This is a genomic window from Sorangium sp. So ce367 (genome assembly GCF_051520455.1).
In the GTDB taxonomy this organism is placed as follows: Bacteria; Myxococcota_A; Polyangia; order Polyangiales; family Polyangiaceae; genus Sorangium; species Sorangium cellulosum_B.
This window is the reverse complement of sequence record NZ_CP150334.1, coordinates 2,494,471-2,511,313: the sequence shown is the minus strand read 5'-3', so window position 1 is coordinate 2,511,313 and position 16,843 is coordinate 2,494,471. Positions and strand designations below refer to the sequence as shown.

At 71.9% G+C, this 16,843-nt stretch carries 12 protein-coding genes; 2 read left to right on the top strand and 10 right to left on the bottom strand.

Translation table 11 applies throughout. From position 1 onward, the window contains the following. Positions 1-185 precede the first annotated feature (185 nt). From WME97_RS09665 to WME97_RS09635, 7 genes are all read right to left on the bottom strand, one after another. Positions 186-1,562: a DUF5050 domain-containing protein gene (locus WME97_RS09665; protein WP_437551373.1), complete on the bottom strand. Its 1,377-nt coding sequence runs from the start codon at positions 1,560-1,562 to the stop codon at positions 186-188. A gap of 537 nt (positions 1,563-2,099) precedes the next feature. Beyond that, on the bottom strand, positions 2,100-3,479 hold the full coding sequence (locus tag WME97_RS09660; protein ID WP_437551371.1) for a DUF5050 domain-containing protein: 1,380 nt from the start codon (positions 3,477-3,479) through the stop codon (positions 2,100-2,102). A gap of 564 nt (positions 3,480-4,043) precedes the next feature. Beyond that, on the bottom strand, positions 4,044-5,246 hold the full coding sequence (gene purK, locus WME97_RS09655) for a 5-(carboxyamino)imidazole ribonucleotide synthase (RefSeq protein WP_437551369.1): 1,203 nt from the start codon (positions 5,244-5,246) through the stop codon (positions 4,044-4,046). A 54-nt stretch (positions 5,247-5,300) separates the two neighbouring features. Further along, positions 5,301-5,804, bottom strand: coding sequence for a 5-(carboxyamino)imidazole ribonucleotide mutase (purE, locus tag WME97_RS09650; protein WP_173427451.1), 504 nt, complete (start codon positions 5,802-5,804; stop codon positions 5,301-5,303). Between the two features lie 114 nt (positions 5,805-5,918). After that, entirely contained in the window at positions 5,919-6,245 is a 327-nt protein-coding gene (locus WME97_RS09645) for a TerB family tellurite resistance protein (RefSeq protein WP_437551368.1), read from the bottom strand. Positions 6,246-6,365: 120 nt separating this feature from the next. Further along, positions 6,366-8,123: a hypothetical protein gene (locus tag WME97_RS09640; protein ID WP_437551366.1), complete on the bottom strand. Its 1,758-nt coding sequence runs from the start codon at positions 8,121-8,123 to the stop codon at positions 6,366-6,368. A 30-nt stretch (positions 8,124-8,153) separates the two neighbouring features. Beyond that, positions 8,154-10,772: a HEAT repeat domain-containing protein gene (locus tag WME97_RS09635; protein ID WP_437551364.1), complete on the bottom strand. Its 2,619-nt coding sequence runs from the start codon at positions 10,770-10,772 to the stop codon at positions 8,154-8,156. A 217-nt stretch (positions 10,773-10,989) separates the two neighbouring features. On the opposite strand from WME97_RS09635, the gene WME97_RS09630 reads away from it, so the two are divergent. Both WME97_RS09630 and WME97_RS09625 read left to right on the top strand, forming a co-directional pair. Then, positions 10,990-11,991, top strand: a complete 1,002-nt coding sequence (locus tag WME97_RS09630; RefSeq protein ID WP_437551362.1) for an LLM class flavin-dependent oxidoreductase — start codon at positions 10,990-10,992, stop codon at positions 11,989-11,991. Positions 11,992-12,578: 587 nt separating this feature from the next. Then, the gene (locus WME97_RS09625) at positions 12,579-13,154 is read left to right on the top strand and encodes a hypothetical protein (RefSeq protein WP_437298848.1); all 576 of its coding nucleotides are present in this window, start codon (positions 12,579-12,581) and stop codon (positions 13,152-13,154) included. Positions 13,155-13,172: 18 nt separating this feature from the next. Here the strand turns inward: WME97_RS09625 and WME97_RS09620 are convergent, their stop codons facing one another. The 3 genes from WME97_RS09620 to WME97_RS09610 are packed head-to-tail and all read right to left on the bottom strand — an operon-like array spanning position 13,173 to position 16,204. Next, entirely contained in the window at positions 13,173-14,576 is a 1,404-nt protein-coding gene (locus WME97_RS09620) for a hypothetical protein (protein ID WP_437551360.1), read from the bottom strand. Beyond that, complete coding sequence (locus tag WME97_RS09615) at positions 14,573-15,982, bottom strand: LysM peptidoglycan-binding domain-containing protein (RefSeq protein ID WP_437551358.1); 1,410 nt, start codon at positions 15,980-15,982, stop codon at positions 14,573-14,575. Before WME97_RS09615 ends, WME97_RS09620 begins: the two co-directional genes overlap by 4 nt. Positions 15,983-16,033: 51 nt before the next feature. Then, entirely contained in the window at positions 16,034-16,204 is a 171-nt protein-coding gene (locus tag WME97_RS09610) for a hypothetical protein (protein WP_437551356.1), read from the bottom strand. Positions 16,205-16,843: the final 639 nt, after the last annotated feature.

Sequence of the window (16,843 nt, the reverse complement as noted above, 5' to 3'; positions counted from 1 at the left end):
CAACGCGTAAAGCAGCCGACACCGGCGCAGCGGGGCGGCGCGGCGCGCCCTGGCGAGCGGGCTCGGGAGCGCTCGACAGGGCGCGCTCTCGAGCCACTTCGGTGCAATGCGGTGAGCGCGAACAGGCTCCCCCGCTGCGTTCGCCCCTGCTGTCCTGCTGCCCGGCATCGCCGCCGGACGCGCGCTCAAGGAGCGCTGTAGGACACGATCTCGCCTTCGAAGCGGTAGTCACCGCCGTTGGTCCAGAACACGTCCTGACCTTCGGGGGCGATGATGCGCCAGGCGAAGTGCTGGCCGAGCGCGAGCACGGTGGTCTTGTTCTTCACGAGATCATGGGCCTGGACGCTGCGGTTCCGGCTCATGTCCGTCGAGAAGAGCGTCGAACCCCTGAGGGCCAGCCCTCCCATCGAGCCCCCCTGGTAGATCAGCGTCTTCGCCCCTCCGGCGATCGGCGCCTTGAACACGCCGCCGTCGCCGGCGTTGGCCCAGTAGACGAACTCCGCGTCCACCGCGATCCCGGCCGGCTCCCCCTCGTTCTCGGCGATGACGGTCACGTCCCCGCCCGACTTCGCCACCTTGTAGACCTTGTTCGTCGTGGCGCCGCCGGTCCAGTAGATATTCGCGGCGTCCTGCGCCAGATGCTCCGGCGCGCCGGCGCCTTGGGCGAGCACGACGGGCTCGCCGCCGTCGAGCGGCATCTTGTAGATGTTGTGTCCGTCGCCATCGCCGAAATAGACGGACGACTCGTCTCCGGTGACGCTCAGCACGTAGCCGATCTCGATCAGCGTCTCCATCTCCAGGGTCGATTTGTCGACGCGCTTGAGCGCCGAAGGGATGACCGGATCGTTGTCTCCGCCGCTCGCCCAGTACACGTGGGAGGCATTGACCCACAGCGCCTTGGGGTCTGGATCCGCGGGGGTCATCGCCTCCACCTCGGTCGTGCCCGGCTTGACGCGATAGATGTAGCCGTCGTTCGAGTCCGCGGGCGCGGTGGCCTCGGTGCCGCCGCTCGCAAAGTAGAGGTAGGTGTCGTCGGCCGCGAGCGCCATCGGGTAGGCGTGCTGGCTCGCCATCGCCGCCGGCGGGACCATCCCGGCCTGGAAGCGGGAGAAATGCGGCGTCTCCGTGACGACGCCGGCAGCGAAAGCGTCATGACGCTCGAGCCGCGTGAAGTCGTCGGAGTCGGCCGGCGCGGTGAAGGCATAAACGTCGAGGAAGGTGTTTTCGCCGAGCTCCGCCTCGAGCTCGACGGTGATCGGCAACGTGAGCGAGATCGGCTTGTCGAACGTCTGCCCCTCCGGGCCGAGGAGGTACATGGGCCCCACCCCGCCCTCGCGCGCGTCCTCGACGCGCTCGATGGTGATGTCCGTCGCCGCGCTGACCGCGCCTGGCGGCACCTCGATCGTGAACCCGTCCCTCGCGGTGAACACGCCGCCCTGCGCGTCGACGGAGAACTGCGGCTTGGTCCCCTGCGTGACATCGTCCGCCTCCGCCCCCCCGCACGACACGCCGCCCAGCCCGCCCGCCGCACACGCCAACACCATGAATGAGATTCTTTTCATCGACTTGCTTCTCCGCGGGCGGTCGCCGCCGCCCATGATGGACAGGGTTGCAAGCAGGGGCACGGCCGGAGTCTCCACGGTCGCGAGCCGATGAGGTGCGAACATGCCGCAGCGGCGCCTCTCACGAGAGGATCGTTGGAGCTGGGATCGGGTGCTTTCGGATCAACGGCTTCCTGGGTCGATGGTCCGTCCCGGCGGCCAACGCGCGTGGTTCCGCCCCGGCCAACATGCGCTCGCCATGAAGACAAAGACACCGTGAGCGCTCTCCGCGCTGGGAGTGAAGACGATTGACTCTGCCGAGCTCGCCGCGCGCGGCCCCGGCGCCGCCGTCGCTTTCACGCGACAGCGGAGCCCCAGAGTCGCTGGAAGCCAAGCCAGGCATGAGCGTGTGGGACCCCCCTGCCCGTCACGCTGGTCCCGGGTGAGCAGTCGCGCCGCGGCTCATGGGCGGCTCACAAATCGGCGGCCCACGAATCGCGCGACCTGGGGTTCGCCCCTGCTGTCATGCTGCCCGGCATCGCCGCCGGAGGCGCGCGCTCAAGGAGCGCGGTAGGACACGATCTGTCCTTCGAAGCGATAATCGCCGCCGTTGGTCCAGAACACGTCCTGACCTTCCGGGGCGATGATGCGCCAGGCGAAGTGCTGGCCGAGCGCGAGCACGACGGTCGTATTGCTCGCGAGATCGTGGGCCTGGACGCTGCGGTTCCGGCTCATGTCCGTCGAGAAGAGCGTCGAGCCCCTGAGGGCCAGCCCCCCCATCGAGCCCCCCTGGTAGATCAGCGTCTTCGCCCCTCCGGCGATCGGCGCCTTGAACACGCCGCCGTCGCCGGCGTTGGCCCAGTAGACGAACTCCGCGTCCACCGCGATCCCGGCCGGCTCGCCCTCGTTCTCGGCGATGACGGTCACGTCCCCGCCCGACTTCGCCACCTTGTAGACCTTGTTCGTCCTGGAGCCGCCGGTCCAGTAGATGTTCTCTGCGTCCTGCGCCAGGTACTCCGGCGCGCCGGCGTCGGCCGCGAGGACGACGGGCTCGCCGCCGTCGAGCGGCATCTTGTAGATGTTGTGTCCGTCACCATCGCCGAAATAGACGGACGACTCGTCTCCGGTGACGCTCAGCACGTAGCCGATCTCGACCAGCGTCTCCATCTCCAGGGTCGATTTGTCGACGCGCTTGAGCGCCGAAGGGATGACCGGATCGTTGTCTCCGCCGCTCGCCCAGTACACGTGGGAGGCATTGACCCACAGCGCCTTGGGGTCCGGATCCGCGGGGGTCATCGCCTCCACCTCGGTCGTGCCCGGCTTGACGCGATAGATGTAGCCGTCGTTCGAGTCCGCGGGCGCGGTGGCCTCGGTGCCGCCGCTCGCAAAGTAGAGGTAGGTGTCGTCGGCCGCGAGCGCCATCGGGTAGGCGTGCTGGCTCGCCATCACCCCCGCCGGGATCATCCCGGCGTAGAAGGTGCCCACGGAGGTGGTCTCCGTGATCAGCTCCGCGGCAGAGGCGTCGTGACGCTCGAGCGGTGTGAAGGCGTCGGAGCCCGTCGGCGCGGAGAAGCCGTAGGCATCGAGGACGGTATTCTCCCCGAGCTCCGCCTCGAGCTCCACGGTGATCGGCAGCGTGAGCTTGATCGGCTTGGCGAACGTCTGCCCCTCCGGACCGAGGCGGTACGTGGGACCTACCGCGCCCTCGCGGTCGTCCGCGATGTTCTCGATGGTGAGCTCCGTCGCCGCGCTGACGGCCCCCGGCGGCACTTCGATCTTGAATCCATCATCCCCGGTGAAGACCCCGCCCTGAGCGTCGACAGAGAACTGGGGCTCAGTCTCGTGCGTGGCGTCGTCGCCCGCGTCCGCCCCCCCGCACGACACGCTGCCCAGCCCGCCCGCCACGCACGCCAACACCATGAATGAGGTTCTTTTCATCGACTTGCTCCTCCTCGGGCGGTCACGCCGCCCGAGATGGACAGGGTTGCAAGCAGGGGCACGGCCGGAGTCTCCACGGTCGTGACCTGTTAAGAATCGAACATGCCACAACGGCGCCTCTGTGCGAGATATTCGTCGAAGTCCAGGGCGTGTGTTCAGATCAAATGCATCCTATATCGATGTTTCGTCCTGATAGCCAGTGCGCGTGATTCTGCCCCGGCCAGCGTGCGTTGCCCCTGTGGACGAAGACACAGTGAGATGTCTCCGCACGAGCGCTCAAGACCATTGAATCCGCCGAGATCGCCGCGCGGCCGCGGCGTCGCCGTCGCGCCCGGACGCCGGCCACGCCGCAGGCGACGTCGAACCTGCGCGCGTGAGAACACACCTCCCTACTCTCCAGGGCCGTCCCGAACATGCAGTTGCGCCGCGGCTCACCGGCGGCTCATGAATCGACGCGAACGGGACGAGTCCGTCGGCCGTCGACGTGATGGCGCGGCGCGCGCCGCGCCACCCTGGGCAGCCGTGGAGAGCGTCGTGCGCCGGCGGAGGCCCGCCGGCGGCGCGTCAGCGCCCGGGGAGCGGCAGCCCGGCCTGCGCCGAGAGCCGGGCCATGGCGAGCTTCGCGGCGACGAGCGCCTCCTCCGGCGTGCGGCCCGTGGCGGAGAGGTGGCCCATCTTGCGGCCGGGGCGGGCGACCCGCTTGCCATAGAGGTGGAGCCGGACGCCCGGGATCTCCAGCGCGGCCTCGAACGGCGGCGGCGCGCCGCCGAGCCACACGTCGCCGAGCAGGTTGAGGATCGCCGCGGGGCGGACGATCTCGACCGAGCCGAGCGGCAGGTCGCACACGGCGCGGACCGCCTGCTCGAACTGGCTCGTCGCGCAGGCGACCTCGGAGGCGTGGTAGCTGTTGTGGGGCCGCGGGGCGAGCTCGTTGATGAGCAGGCGGCCGTCCTTGAGCAGGAAGAGCTCGACGACGAGCAGCCCCTCGACGCGCAGGCCGACCGCGAGGTCGAGCGCGATCTGGACCGCCTGCCCCGTCACCGCGGCCGAGAGCGGGCCCGGCAGCAGCGACCAGTCGAGGATCTGGTCGACGTGGTGGTTCAGCGCCGGCGGGTAGACCGCGAGCTTGCCGCTCGGGCTCCGCGCGACGAGCACCGAGAGCTCGGCCTCGAGGTCGAGCGCCTGCTCGACGACGCAGCGCTGCCCGCCGAGCGACGCGAAGAGCGCTGCGGCCTCGCCCTCGAGACCGCCGGCGCCGGCGCCGCCATCGTCCACGCACGCGTCCCCCGAGAGCCGCAGCTGGCCGCGCCCGTCGTACCCGCCGACGCACGACTTCACGAAGCACGCCCCGCCCATGGCGCGCGTCGCCTCGAGGAGCTGCTCGCTCGTCGCGACCTCGCGGAAGGGCCCCACCGGGAAGCCGTTGCGCGAGAGCCATCCCTTCTGGACGCCGCGATCCTGCACCATGGCCAGCACGTCGGCCGACGGGCGCACCGGCGCGAACCGGGCGGCGGCCACGAGGCCGTCCGTTGCGACCTTCTCGATCTCGAGCGTCACCACGTCGCACTGCGACGCGAGCTCGGCCGCCTGCGCCACGTCGTCGAACGAGGCGACGATGCAGTGATCGAGCACCGAACGAGCCGGGCAGTCCGGGTCAGGGTCGAGGGCGTGGACCTTGTACCCGAGCGTGCGGGCGGCCAGCGCCGTCATGCGGCCGAGCTGGCCGCCACCGAGGATACCGAGCGTGGAGCCGGGAGCGATGGGCATTTCCGGAGGACCTGTAGAGGGGGACCGAAACGAGGCCTGACGAGGCCTGACGAGCTAGACGATGACCGAGTCGCGTAGCACCGCCGCCTCCTGGGCGCCGCGGAAGGCGGCGAGGCGCTCGCGGAGCTCCGGGTGCTTGCCCGACAGGACCGCCGCCGCGAACAGGGCCGCGTTGGCCGCCCCGGGCTTGCCGATCGCCATCGTGGCGACGGGGACGCCCTTCGGCATCTGGACGATCGAGAGCAGCGCGTCCATCCCGTTCAGCGCCGTGGCGGGGATGGGCACGCCGATGACGGGCAGCACCGTCTTCGCCGCGACCATCCCGGGCAGGTGGGCGGCGCCGCCGGCGGCGGCGATGATCACCTCGATCCCGCGCTCCGCGGCCGTGCTCGCGTACTCGAACATCCGGTCCGGCGTGCGGTGCGCCGAGACGACGCGCACCTCGTGCGGGATGCCGAGCTGCGTGAGCAGCTCGCTCGTGACGGCGAGGTGCTCGTAGTCGCTCTTGCCGCCCATGATCACGCCGACCCAGGGCTTCTCGGCCGAGCTCGCTCCCATTTCCGCTGGGGTCCGGCCCTCGCCGGCCCCTCCCTGCGCCATCGTGCTCATCGTTCCACCGCTCACCGGCTCATCCGCCGTCCGTCGTCCGTCATCCGTCGCCCCCCGCCCGCGTCAGCGCGTGAGCTGATCCAGGAGGCTCAGGCTCTCGCGCTCTTCCTCGCCGATCTCGCCGTCGGACGAGATCATCTCGCGCGCGGCGTTCAGGAAGAGCTGCCGGTGCGCGCGCGGGATCTTCATCGGATCCACGTCGTCGGCCGCGGGCGGCACCTCGAGCCAGCCGCGCACCTGCTTGGCTTCCTCCGCGTCCAGGTGGAGCCGCAGGATCATCTTGCGCACGAACTCGCGCTCCTGGTCGCGCACCTGGAGGTCAGCCCAGGCGAACGAACAGATGAACCGCATCAGCTGGAGGCGTTCTTCGCGAGAAAGCTTGTCGAGCATGGGCGGGGACTCTAGCCCGGATCCGCCAGCGTTTTGTGTGGAAATCAGCGAGCCGCGCGCCCTAGGGGGATTCCCGGTTCCGGAGTGCTGCCCCCCGCCCGGGCGCCCGCTCCTCGCCGCTCAGCGGTACGGGCGGGCGGCGCGCGGGCCGCGCAGGAGCGCCGCCACGTGCAGCTGCTCGCCGAGCAGATCGCGCAGGGTGGCGGGGTCCTCGAGCGGGGCCGGCAGCGTGATCACGATGGCGTGCGGGGCGATCCGGAGCGCGCGCGTGCGGGCCTGCAGGCCCTTGACCGCCTCGCGCGCCCTCGGCGAGGCGGCGCGCAGCTGCTCGGGATCGTCGGGATCGAGCCCCGCGTCGAGGGGCGGATCCACCACCAGCGTGATCTCGGAGCGCTCGGGGTGCGGGCCTCGCTCGAAGCAGGTGTCGAGGTGGAACGTCGCGCCGTCGACCTGCGCGTCCCGGATGCGCATGCGGCCCACCTCGAAGCGGCCGTGGACCTCGGCCGCGAACCGCTCCCAGGCCGCGCGCATCCCCGCCATCGGCGTGGGCGGCGGGATGCGCTTCTTCGCGGCGCCGATCTCGGCCGCCAGCGCGGCGAGGTGCTCCAGGAACGCGCCGAGCCAGGGCTGATCGTGGCCCGGCGTCCGCGACCGGACCGACACGTGCTCGTCGTCCAGCCGGACGTCGTCGAAGGCGAGCAGGGCCCGGCGCAGCGGCCCCGCGATCACGGCGCGCACCTGGCCGGGATCGCGCCCGCGCACGCGGTAACGGCGGCCGAAGCCCTCGTCGTCCTCGGACGACAGCGCGAGCAGGAAGCGCTTCACGCCGACCTCCAGGTCGAGCCCCCACGACGGCCAGCGCAGCTCGCCCACGAGCGCGCCGCTCGACGAGGAGCCCGCGTCGATCCACACCGACGCCGCGGCGCCGGAGAGCGTACCCGAGAGGCGGAGCTCCAGCGCGTCGAGGGACAGGCCGTGGCGCGCGCCGACCGCTTCCCAGACGGCGCGCCACCTCCCGGAGCCGATCTGCCGCCGCATCGCGCCGAGGCCGGGCGGGCTGTCGAAGACGCCGAGCACGAGCGGCGTCGTGTGGACGACGCCGTCCGCGCGCGCGAGATCGACGCGCACCTCGAGCCCCCAGACGAGGGCGACCCAGCCGGCGTCGAACGACGGCGCGACCGAGCGGGGGATCCGGAACCGGAAGGGCAGCTCCCGCCCCTCGTCGCGGCTGTCCGCGCGGCGGAAGGCGGTGAAGCGGTGCGCCTCGGTCGCGCGGTTCGGCGCGGAGCGGTCGGCGCTGAGGAGGCGCTCGACGCCGACCAGCGAGATCTCGATCCCGCGCACGCCGCGGCCCTGCACGTTGCCGAGGGCCACCGCCCCCGAGATCTCGTCGCCCGGCGCGAAGACGCGATCGTCGAGCGAGACCTCGACGAAGGGGCTGTCGCCGCGCGCCGTGGTCCCCGCGGCCGGCGACCGGCCCGGGCGCGTGACGGGGCGGGGCGTGACGAGCACCTCGTAGGACTCCTGGACGTCGAGCCACCACGGGATCGCGATGGAGAGCGTGATGCCGTAGCGGATCTCGGCGCGCGTGCCGAGGTAGGAGCAGGGCGCGTCGTCCGGGAGCGGGAAGCTCGCGCGGTAGCGCTGCTCGCCCTCCGGGAGCGTCGTCGCCCCCGAGACGCGGGCGACGAGCGAGAGGAAATGGGGCGGCACGAGGACGCGCTCCTCGACGCGGGCGACCTGCATGCCCTCCAGGTGGAGCTCGATCGCGTCGACCGGCGTCCTCCCGCGGCAGCGGAGCACCAGCTCGACAAGGACGACGTCGCCCGGGTGGACGGTCCTGGACATCCGGAGCTCGACGTCGGGTCGGGTTCGCATGGTGTCCGGCTCAGCGCGGCGGGCGCGGGCTCACTTCACGAGCGGGGCCGGGACGGTCAGGCGGATCGGCCCTCGGGGAGCGCCGCGCTCGAAGATCTCTCCGCGCCGGTCCGCGACGCCGAGGCGCATGAGCCCGTCCGCGCGCACGAGCGCGAAGGGCGCGCGCGGGGCCGGCGCGTCGCGGACCGAGCCGCCCCGGCCCGCGTCGAACGGGACGATGAAGACCGCGACGTCCTCGGCGCCGGCGGCCGGCGCGCGGGGCGGCGCGGCGCGGGCGCAGCGCCCGGCGACCGTGGCGTTCCTGTCCTCGGCGGCGCAGCGGGCGAGCGCGCGGCGATCGTCGTCGGCGCCGCTCCGCGCGAGGTGGTCGGCGGCCGCGAGGCGGACCGCCTCCGCGGGGTCGCGCGCGAGCAGGTCCCGGGCCGCGTCGCCGTCGCAGCGGGCGCCGGCGACGGTGAGGGCCGCGAGCGCGTTGGCCCGCACGTAGGGGCGCGCGTCGGGGAGCGCCGCGCAGAGCGCCGCGGCCGCGCGGGCCGGCTGCCCGGCGCGGCCGGCGGCGCGCCCGATCGCGCCCGCCGCGTTGCCCGCCACGGCGGCGTCGGGGTCCTTGAGGAGCGGCAGGAGCAGCGGCAGCGCGTCCTTGTCCCCCGCCGCGCCCAGCGACCAGACCGCGTTGGCGCGGACGCCGGGATCCGGGTCGCCCGCGAGCTTGCGGAGCGCGGCGGCGGCCTCCGGGTGCCCCGCGAGCGCCTCGGCGATCTTGCGGCGATCGTCGATGGGCGCCGCCGAGGCCATCCGCGCGAGCGCGGCGCCCGCGGCCTGCCCCGGCATGCGGCCGAGCCCCTCGATCAGCGCGTCGCGCGCGGCGTCCGGCGCGCTCGCGATCGCGGCCGCGACGTCGTGGACGAGGCCCTTGCCGCTCGCGTCGTTCGCGGCCTTCGCGCCGCTGGCGTCGTCCGCGCGCGACAGGGCGCCCGAGAGGGCGATGCCGAGCGCGCCGCGGTCCTGCTCCGCCGCGACCGTGAGGCGCTGGAGCAGCGGCCGGGCGCTGCCTGGGCCGGCGACGCGGGAGAGCGCGATCGCCGCCCGGAGCCGCACGTCGGCCGACTCGTCGTCGAGCGCCGCGAGCAGGGCGGCGTCGACAGCCGCGCCGAGCGTCCCGGCCGCGCGCGCGGCCCCGAGCGCCTCGATCACGGCGAGGCGGAGCGGCGTGGAGCGCGCCTTGGCGAGCGGCAGCAGCGCCGCCTGCGCGCGCGGCGAGCCGGTGCGCCCGAGCAGCTGGACGAGGGCGAGCTTCTCGTCGGGCGCGGTCGCCGGGTCGACCAGCAGGGCGCGCGCCGGGTCCACCGCGCGCCCGTCGGGCCGCGCTGGATCGAGCAGCGCGGCCGCGGCGCGGATGGCCTCCGCGCGGACCGCGGGGTCGGCGTCGCCGAGCAGCTCCAGCACGCCGGGCAGCGCCGCGGGATCGCCGAGCGCGCCGAGGGCGCGCAGCCCGTGCCGGAGCGGGACGACGCCCCGCTGCATCCCCCGCTCGATCGCGGGCAGCGCTTCCCTGGCCTTGAGCTCGCCGAGCACGAGGGCGGCGCCCGCGGCGGTGTTGGCCGACGGCGCGGCCGCGAGCGCCGCGACGAGCGCGGGGACGGCCGCGGCGCCGGCGCTGACGAGGGCGTCGCGCACCGCGGAGCGCGGCGCCGCGGGGTTGTCCTTCGCGAGCGCCGCGAGCAGCGCCTTCACGGCCGCGTCGGAGCCGATGCGGCCGAGCGCCCGGAGCGCCGCCTCCCGCACGTCGTTGCTCGAGGTGGCGCTGTCGGACGGCCGCGCCCCCGGGAACGCGCCCGCGGCCCCCGGCGACGCCGTGACGAGATCGGCGATCGCCGACGTCGCGTCGTCCGAGCGCAGCCGGCCGAGGGCGGTCACCGCCTCGACGCGCACGTCCTGGGATGCGTCCTGGAGCGCGAGCAGCAGCGCGCTGACCGCGCGCGGGTCTCCGAGCTCTCCGAGCGCGCGCGCCGTGGCCTTGCGGACCTCCGGCACCGAGTCCTGCACCTTGCCGATCAGCGGCACGACGGCGCGCGCGTCGCCGATCCTGCCGAGCGCGCGCGCGACCTCCGCGCGCACCTCCGGCGCGGTGTCGTCGAGGTGGCCGAGCAGCGGCGAGACCGCGTCCGGGAGCCCCGCCGCGCCCATCGCGGTCGCGGCGGCGAGGCGGACGTGCGGGTCGGGATCGCCGAGCACCCGCCCGAGCGCGACGACGGAGCGGTCCGTGGGCGCCGCGCGGATCACGTCGCAGGCCGCGAGCCGCAGGCGCGCGTCGCCCTCGCCGAGCCACTCGATCACGAGGTCCCCCGCGCGCGGCATCCGGAGGCGCACGGCCGCCCCGGCGAGGTGCAGCCGCACCTCGACGTCCGGATCGCTCATGCCCCGCTGGATCAGCCTGATCGCCGTCTCCGGGGCGAGCTCGCCCACGCGGGTCGCGGCCAGGCGCCGCTCCAGGGCGTCGCCCGACGTGAGCGCACGCGCGATCTGCTCGGGCACGTTGGGCCAGAGGGTCGCGGCCGCTCCCCCGGGCGACGCGACCGCGGCGGCCGAGGCGGCGACGACGAGCAGGACCTGCGGTAGGCGGCGCAGCGGCGAGGACGAACGGCGCACGAGCCGAGCGTAATACAGCGGGCGCGGCCGCGTCATGGCGTTCCAGACGGCTGGAGCGCCGCGGGGCGACGCGCCGCGGGGCGCGCTGGCGGGGGTGCGCGCTGGCGGGGGCGCCTCTTCGCCGCGATCGCGCGCGGAGACCGCGCACGAGCCGCGCCGGTCCCCGAGCGCTGCCGCAACCGTCCGTGGCGTGCAACAGTCTGGCGAGGTGTCCAACATGATTCCGTTCTCCGTTCTCGACCTTGCCCCGATCGTCCAGGGCGGAGACGCCGCCCAGGCGCTCCGCAACTCGCTCGATCTCGCGCGCCACGCCGAGCGGCTCGGCTATCACCGCTACTGGCTGGCCGAGCACCACAACATGGGCGGCGTCGCCAGCGCCGCGACGTCGATCGTGATCGCGCACGTGGCCGCCGGCACCTCGACGATCCGCGTCGGCGCGGGCGGGATCATGCTGCCGAACCACGCGCCGCTCGTGATCGCCGAGCAGTTCGGCACGCTGGCGTCGCTCTTTCCAGGGCGCATCGATCTGGGGCTCGGGCGCGCTCCGGGCTCCGACCCGCTCACCGCCCGCGCGCTGAGGCGCAACCTGGCCGGCGACGCGGACGGTTTCCCTCAGGACGTCCTGGAGCTGATGGGCTACTTCCGCCCGGCGGAGCCCGGCCAGCCGGTTCAGGCCGTGCCCGGCGCCGGGCTCCGCGTGCCGATCTGGATCCTCGGCTCCAGCCTCTTCGGCGCGCAGCTCGCCGCGGCGCTCGGCCTCCCCTACGCCTTCGCCTCGCACTTCGCGCCGGGCCAGATGATGCAGGCGATCGCGCTGTACCGCAGGGAGTTCCGCCCCTCGGACGAGCTCGCAGAGCCCCGCGTCATGTTGGGGATCAACGTGGTCGCCGCCGGCACCGACGAGGAGGCGCGCCGGCTGTGGACCTCGCTCCAGCAGGCCTTCGTCAACCTGCGCCGTGGCCGGCCGGGACCCTTTCCGCCTCCGGTCGATGATTTCGAGCGCGACCTGAGCCCCCTCGACCGCGCCGGCCTGGAGCAGGCGCTGGCCTGCTCGGTCGCCGGCTCGCCCGAGACCGTGCGGCGGTGGCTGGACGCCTTCATCACCCGCACCCGCGCCGACGAGCTCATCGTGAGCTCGCCGCTCTTCGATCACGCCGCCCGCGTGCGCTCGCTCGAGCTCACGGCAGCGGTGCGCGACGAGCTCGCCCGCGCCGGGTGAAGCGCCTTGCCGAAGGCGCCTCGGCGCGCAGCCCGGCTCGTTCACGGGGCGGTGCTCGACCACCTCCGGCCAAGCCCACCGGGCTCCCGCGACGGTGCTCGAGCACGCTCACGCTCGGACCGGACCGAGGCGGGCGTACGCGTCGTCGGTGCGGCAGTTGCGCAGGTGGTCCCAAGTGCGAAACCGGCAAATTGCGCCGCGGACCGGCGCGATCGTGGAGGGCACGTGAGGCCGACCGACGTCTGAGCGCCGAGGCCGATCACGTGGACCACGCGCGCACCCACGCTGCTCACCGTAAGACCTCCTTTGTATGCAGGACCTGACCCGCCCCCGCGCTATACCCTGCGTCCGACATGCACCGAGCCGCTTGCTTCCTCCTCGCGTTCACCACCCGCCTGTTCGCCGCGTCGAGCCTAATCGCGTGCGACCTATCGTCGCCGGTGCCACTGAACGTATCCACCACCGGCCCACCGCCGTCTGGAACGTCTCCGCTTTCCTCGTCCAGCGTCACTCCAACCGCATCCGGTGGCGCCGCGACATCTGCCGGCGTTCTCGCTCCGCCGTCCGCTGTCGCGCCGATCCCCGCGATGACGGGTGGGCGTCCAAAGGTCGATGCAGCCACGCCGTTCGACGTTGATGACTGGCTCACGGCCCGCGGCGTGCGGTGGCGGCCCGACGCTGCCTGCTGGTCGACGCTCGCCGTCAGCCCACCTCAGCCGGTCAACGACTGCAGTTGCAGCGGGACGCTCGTTCTGCCCGATGCCGAGCTGCTTGTCTGCTGGCGCGGGCGCGAGCAGAAGGCCGCGCTCGTCCCCTTTGTCGCACACACGGTGCTCTACGTCGCGGAGGGCAGCGCCCTCCGGCCAGTACTCGACGTGCCCTCCTCGGCGGCACTTGATGATTGCGCTCCCCAGAACCCGGCCATCTGCAGGGTCGCGATCGTGCCGCGGGTCGAGGAGGGCGTGCTCCGGTTCTCGGACTCGGCCGCCGCTGCCGCCGGCTCGTCCTGCGATGATGCCCTCAACGCCGTCGACGCGGCCCACCGCGGCGCCGCGCCTGAAAGCCGTGCGGCATGGCAATCGGCGCGCGACGTGTACCGGCGCGTCTGCAGCGGCCGCGGTCGTTATACCTGGCAAGGCCGTGCCCTCCGGCGCGCCCCCTGAGAGGCGCATTCAGCGCACTCAAGGGACCATGAACAGCGATTCCTTGAGGAACCGTAGCAGGAACGTCAGCGCGAACGGTCCGGGCAGGGCTATGTAGCCGCCGAAAATCGCAAATTGATGCCGTGTATCGGGATGGCTTCGCAGGTCCTCCCGCTCCTTGAGGACGTGATCCCAGAGCGGGTTGCCCCTGGGCGCATACCCCTCGTTGCTCTCGGGGATCGCTGTCACGTGCGTGAGCGGCCCCGTCACCCCGTTCGTAGTTTGAATCGTTCGGTAGATGGCTTGGTGCTTCGCGACGTTGTACGCGCCACCCACCATCCGGAGCCGCGCTTCGGGACGACTATTGTACCATTGCACGATCGTTCCGGCGCTCGTGTCCGTGCCGACGCAATCGAAGGCGTACACCTCATCGACCCGACCAATGTTAGAGGTCAGCGCGGGCCACAGGCTACCGCCACCCCGGCTGAAGCCGGAGATACCGAGACGGCCGAGTCGAACATTGGCTGTCCCCCGGAAGATGTGCTGATCGGCCCAGAGCAGGCGAAGCGCGCCAGAGCAGAGAGCTGGCAGCTCGCTGCCCGCTGCGCCGCCGAAAGCCGTGCCGCTCGGCCAGGGGTGAAGCATCACCACAGCGCGCTGGCTCCGTGCGAGCGCATCCTCGAACCCGCAGCGGATGAGGTTGTATCCGTCGCCGGCGATGTAGTCGCGTTCCCACGACTGGGCCGTTGCATCGTCCGCCTCCTTGGGTTTAAGGAGATACCGGGCCAGTGCGGCCATCTGGTGTGGCTGGTTCACCTGGGTATAGATATAGTTTTCCGGGCGGAAGAATACGAGGCACGAGGCGAAGCCGTTGGTGCAATGAAGACAGGCGTCCGGGATGCTCGCGAACCAGATGATCGGTGTCGCGCCCGTCGCGCCGAGCACCAGGAGCCTGGTACCCGGCTTATGCTCGGCCTCGTAATAGCTCCAGACCGCCGCGTAGACTTTCCAGAACGGCGTGATGTCGACGAACTCCGTGCGAAGCTTGATGGAGACAGCGGCATGAAGATTAGCCGCTCCGACCATGTGAACGAGCGGATGCGGGCCTGCGTACGCCGGTTGATCCACCGGTCGTAGCCGCGTTCCGCCGTCGACTACATCGAACTCCTGCTCGGCTCGGAGCACGACATGGGTCATCGCTCCGACGTCGATCAGCACATCCGGGTTCTTGGCCGTACCCTTGACCGGGCCGAACGCAACCGAAAAACTCGCCTTCAGCGAGAGCTTCGCCGCACCGTCCGGGATCTCGTACTCCCGCCGCCCCGGCGCAGTCTGCTTTGGCGTGAGCGGCGTGCCTCCGGCTTCCAATCTCACGTCAGCGAGGTTGTCCGGGAGAAGCGGGCTGTTTGCGTTTGGCCAGGTGACCGCGATGTGCAGGGTCATCCCTCCTCCGACGCCGAGTAGGGCGGATCGACCTGCCCCTCGAAGGCCAGGTGGGTCAAGTGAGCTCGAAAAATGAGCTCTTCGAGGATGGGCGCTGGTGCCTGCGCTGGGGGCGGCGAGGGCTCGATGGGCAGGCTCTCCAGGAGGGAGATGACCGTGTCGAAGTCCTTGTCAAACAGCGCTTCATGAATCCAGTCCACGGCGACGCTGAGCCATTCCGGCGCCGTCAGGTCGCCGGCGGGCTGTGGGGGCGCATCGATTGAGGCAGCGCGCAACCAGGGGGGAAGGGCATCATCAGGCATGACGAAGCGGTCGCCCGGATAGATGATGTCGGGGGTTCGACCCTCGTACGATGCTCGATTCCGTGCCCAGATTTCACCCCAGCGATCCACGGCGCCAAGATGGCGCGCGGCGATGAGACTCAGTGTATCTCCCGGCTGGACGATATAGATATTTGGTGGTTCCCAGCGCTCCGCTTCGCCTGGTAGAGGATCGTTCTTCGGGGGCAGGAACTCGGGCAGGGAGAACGGTTGGCCAAGGACTTGAACCTTTCGCTCCGCCGAATCGGCATGCAGGCGCAGCACCGTCTCGGTGCCCCCGTGGAAGGTCCAGGGGCCTGCCGCATCGGCAAGTGATAGCCTTTCCCAACCTGCGACAAGCGCAAACACGTCGGTTCGTGTCACCAGCATGAGGTGCTGTCGCTCGCCGCTGGGCACCGTAATCGGATCAAGCGCTCGCGCGAGCGTGCGAATGTGCCACGCGTCCCCGTCGGGTGGTGGAGCCGTGCGGCGTGGCTTGCGCTCGCGCTCCTTCAAGCTCTCCCGCAGCTCGGCCAAGTCGACCACGGACGCGTTACCGATGCCAGGCGGTAGGTCATCGACGCGGGCGACGCCGCCAGCATCGGTCGTCCTCGTGAACGTGCCGGCCGGCGTGCGCATGGAGAAGCGCACGCCCGCAATGGGAGCATCGAGTTCATCGAGCAGGATGATCTCGTAGAACGAAAGCGTGGCCGGCGCCTCCAGAGGCGGCTGTCGCGGCTCCGGTGTTTTCGCACCCACGCCTCGCGGCACGAACGATGCCGGCGTGCGAGCCTCGCGAAAGGCGACGAGCTCTCCCCTCTGCAGGGCTTGCCGCAGGCGAACGCCGATCAGCTCGCGGGCCACTCTCTGGTCATAGGCGTGCAAGCTCGACAAGCTGCTGAGCGTGAGCTCGCAGAACATGTCCTGCAGGACGCGAACATTATCGTCCCGCCAGTCATCGACGGCTAACGAAGCGAACACGGCAGGAATAGGCTCGAGGTGGGCCGCAGCCGGCTCGGCCGGTGCATCACGCGCTCGCAGCACATAGGTCCTCTCACCACCGAAGCCGTAGAGCCTCCACGCTCTAAATAACCAGTAATCCCTCACCTCGAGGAGGCACTACCACCAGGGCGTAGGAAGCGCAAGCGCGCAGGCAAATCAAGCCGGATCCATATCCACCGCGACAGTCCCGTCCGCAATGGCGCGCTTGAGCGAGAGCCGCGGCAGGCCGTCCTGCTGCGGCTCGACGCGCTCCTTTGCGATCATGGGTCGCAGCACGTAACGCAGCAGCGCCTCGCTCGCCGCGGCATGGTGCGCACCGGCGCGCATCGCTGCGTGTCGACCCGCCGCGATGACCCCTGGTCGAGCTTCCGTGACGAGTCGGTCGCCCCCTCTCGGCGCGCCTGTCACGCACGGCGGCGCGCCACGGGCACACGTTCGCCCCGACGCCGCCTAGACCGGCGCTCCAAGCACGTCGGGTCACGCGGCGTCGAAGCTCGGGCTCCGCGCCCGGGCGATCCTCGGCGCCTCCGTGGGCAAGCCGAGATGCGCCAGGATCGCGACGATCCCATCGCGTTCCGAGATGTCGGCCAGGATCCTGCGCCGCCCGCCGCAACCTGGCCGGCGACGCCGACGGCTTCCCGCAGGACGTCCTGGAGCTGATGGGCTACTTCCGCCCGGCGGAGCCTGACTGGAGCAGGCGCTGGCCGCTCGGTCGCCGGCTCGCCCGAGACCGTGCGGCGGTGGCTGGACGCCTTCATCACTCGCACCCGCGCCGACGAGCTCATCGTGAGCTCGCCGATCCGCGATCACGCCGCGCGCGTGCGCTCGATCGAGCTCACGGCGGCGGTGCGCGACGAGCTCGCCCGCGCCGGGTGAAGCGCCTGGCCGGCGGCTCGGGCGCCCCCCCGGGGCCCGGTCGCCCCGAAATTCAGCAATTTCGGTCAGGCACGGCGCGCCGCGCCTCGT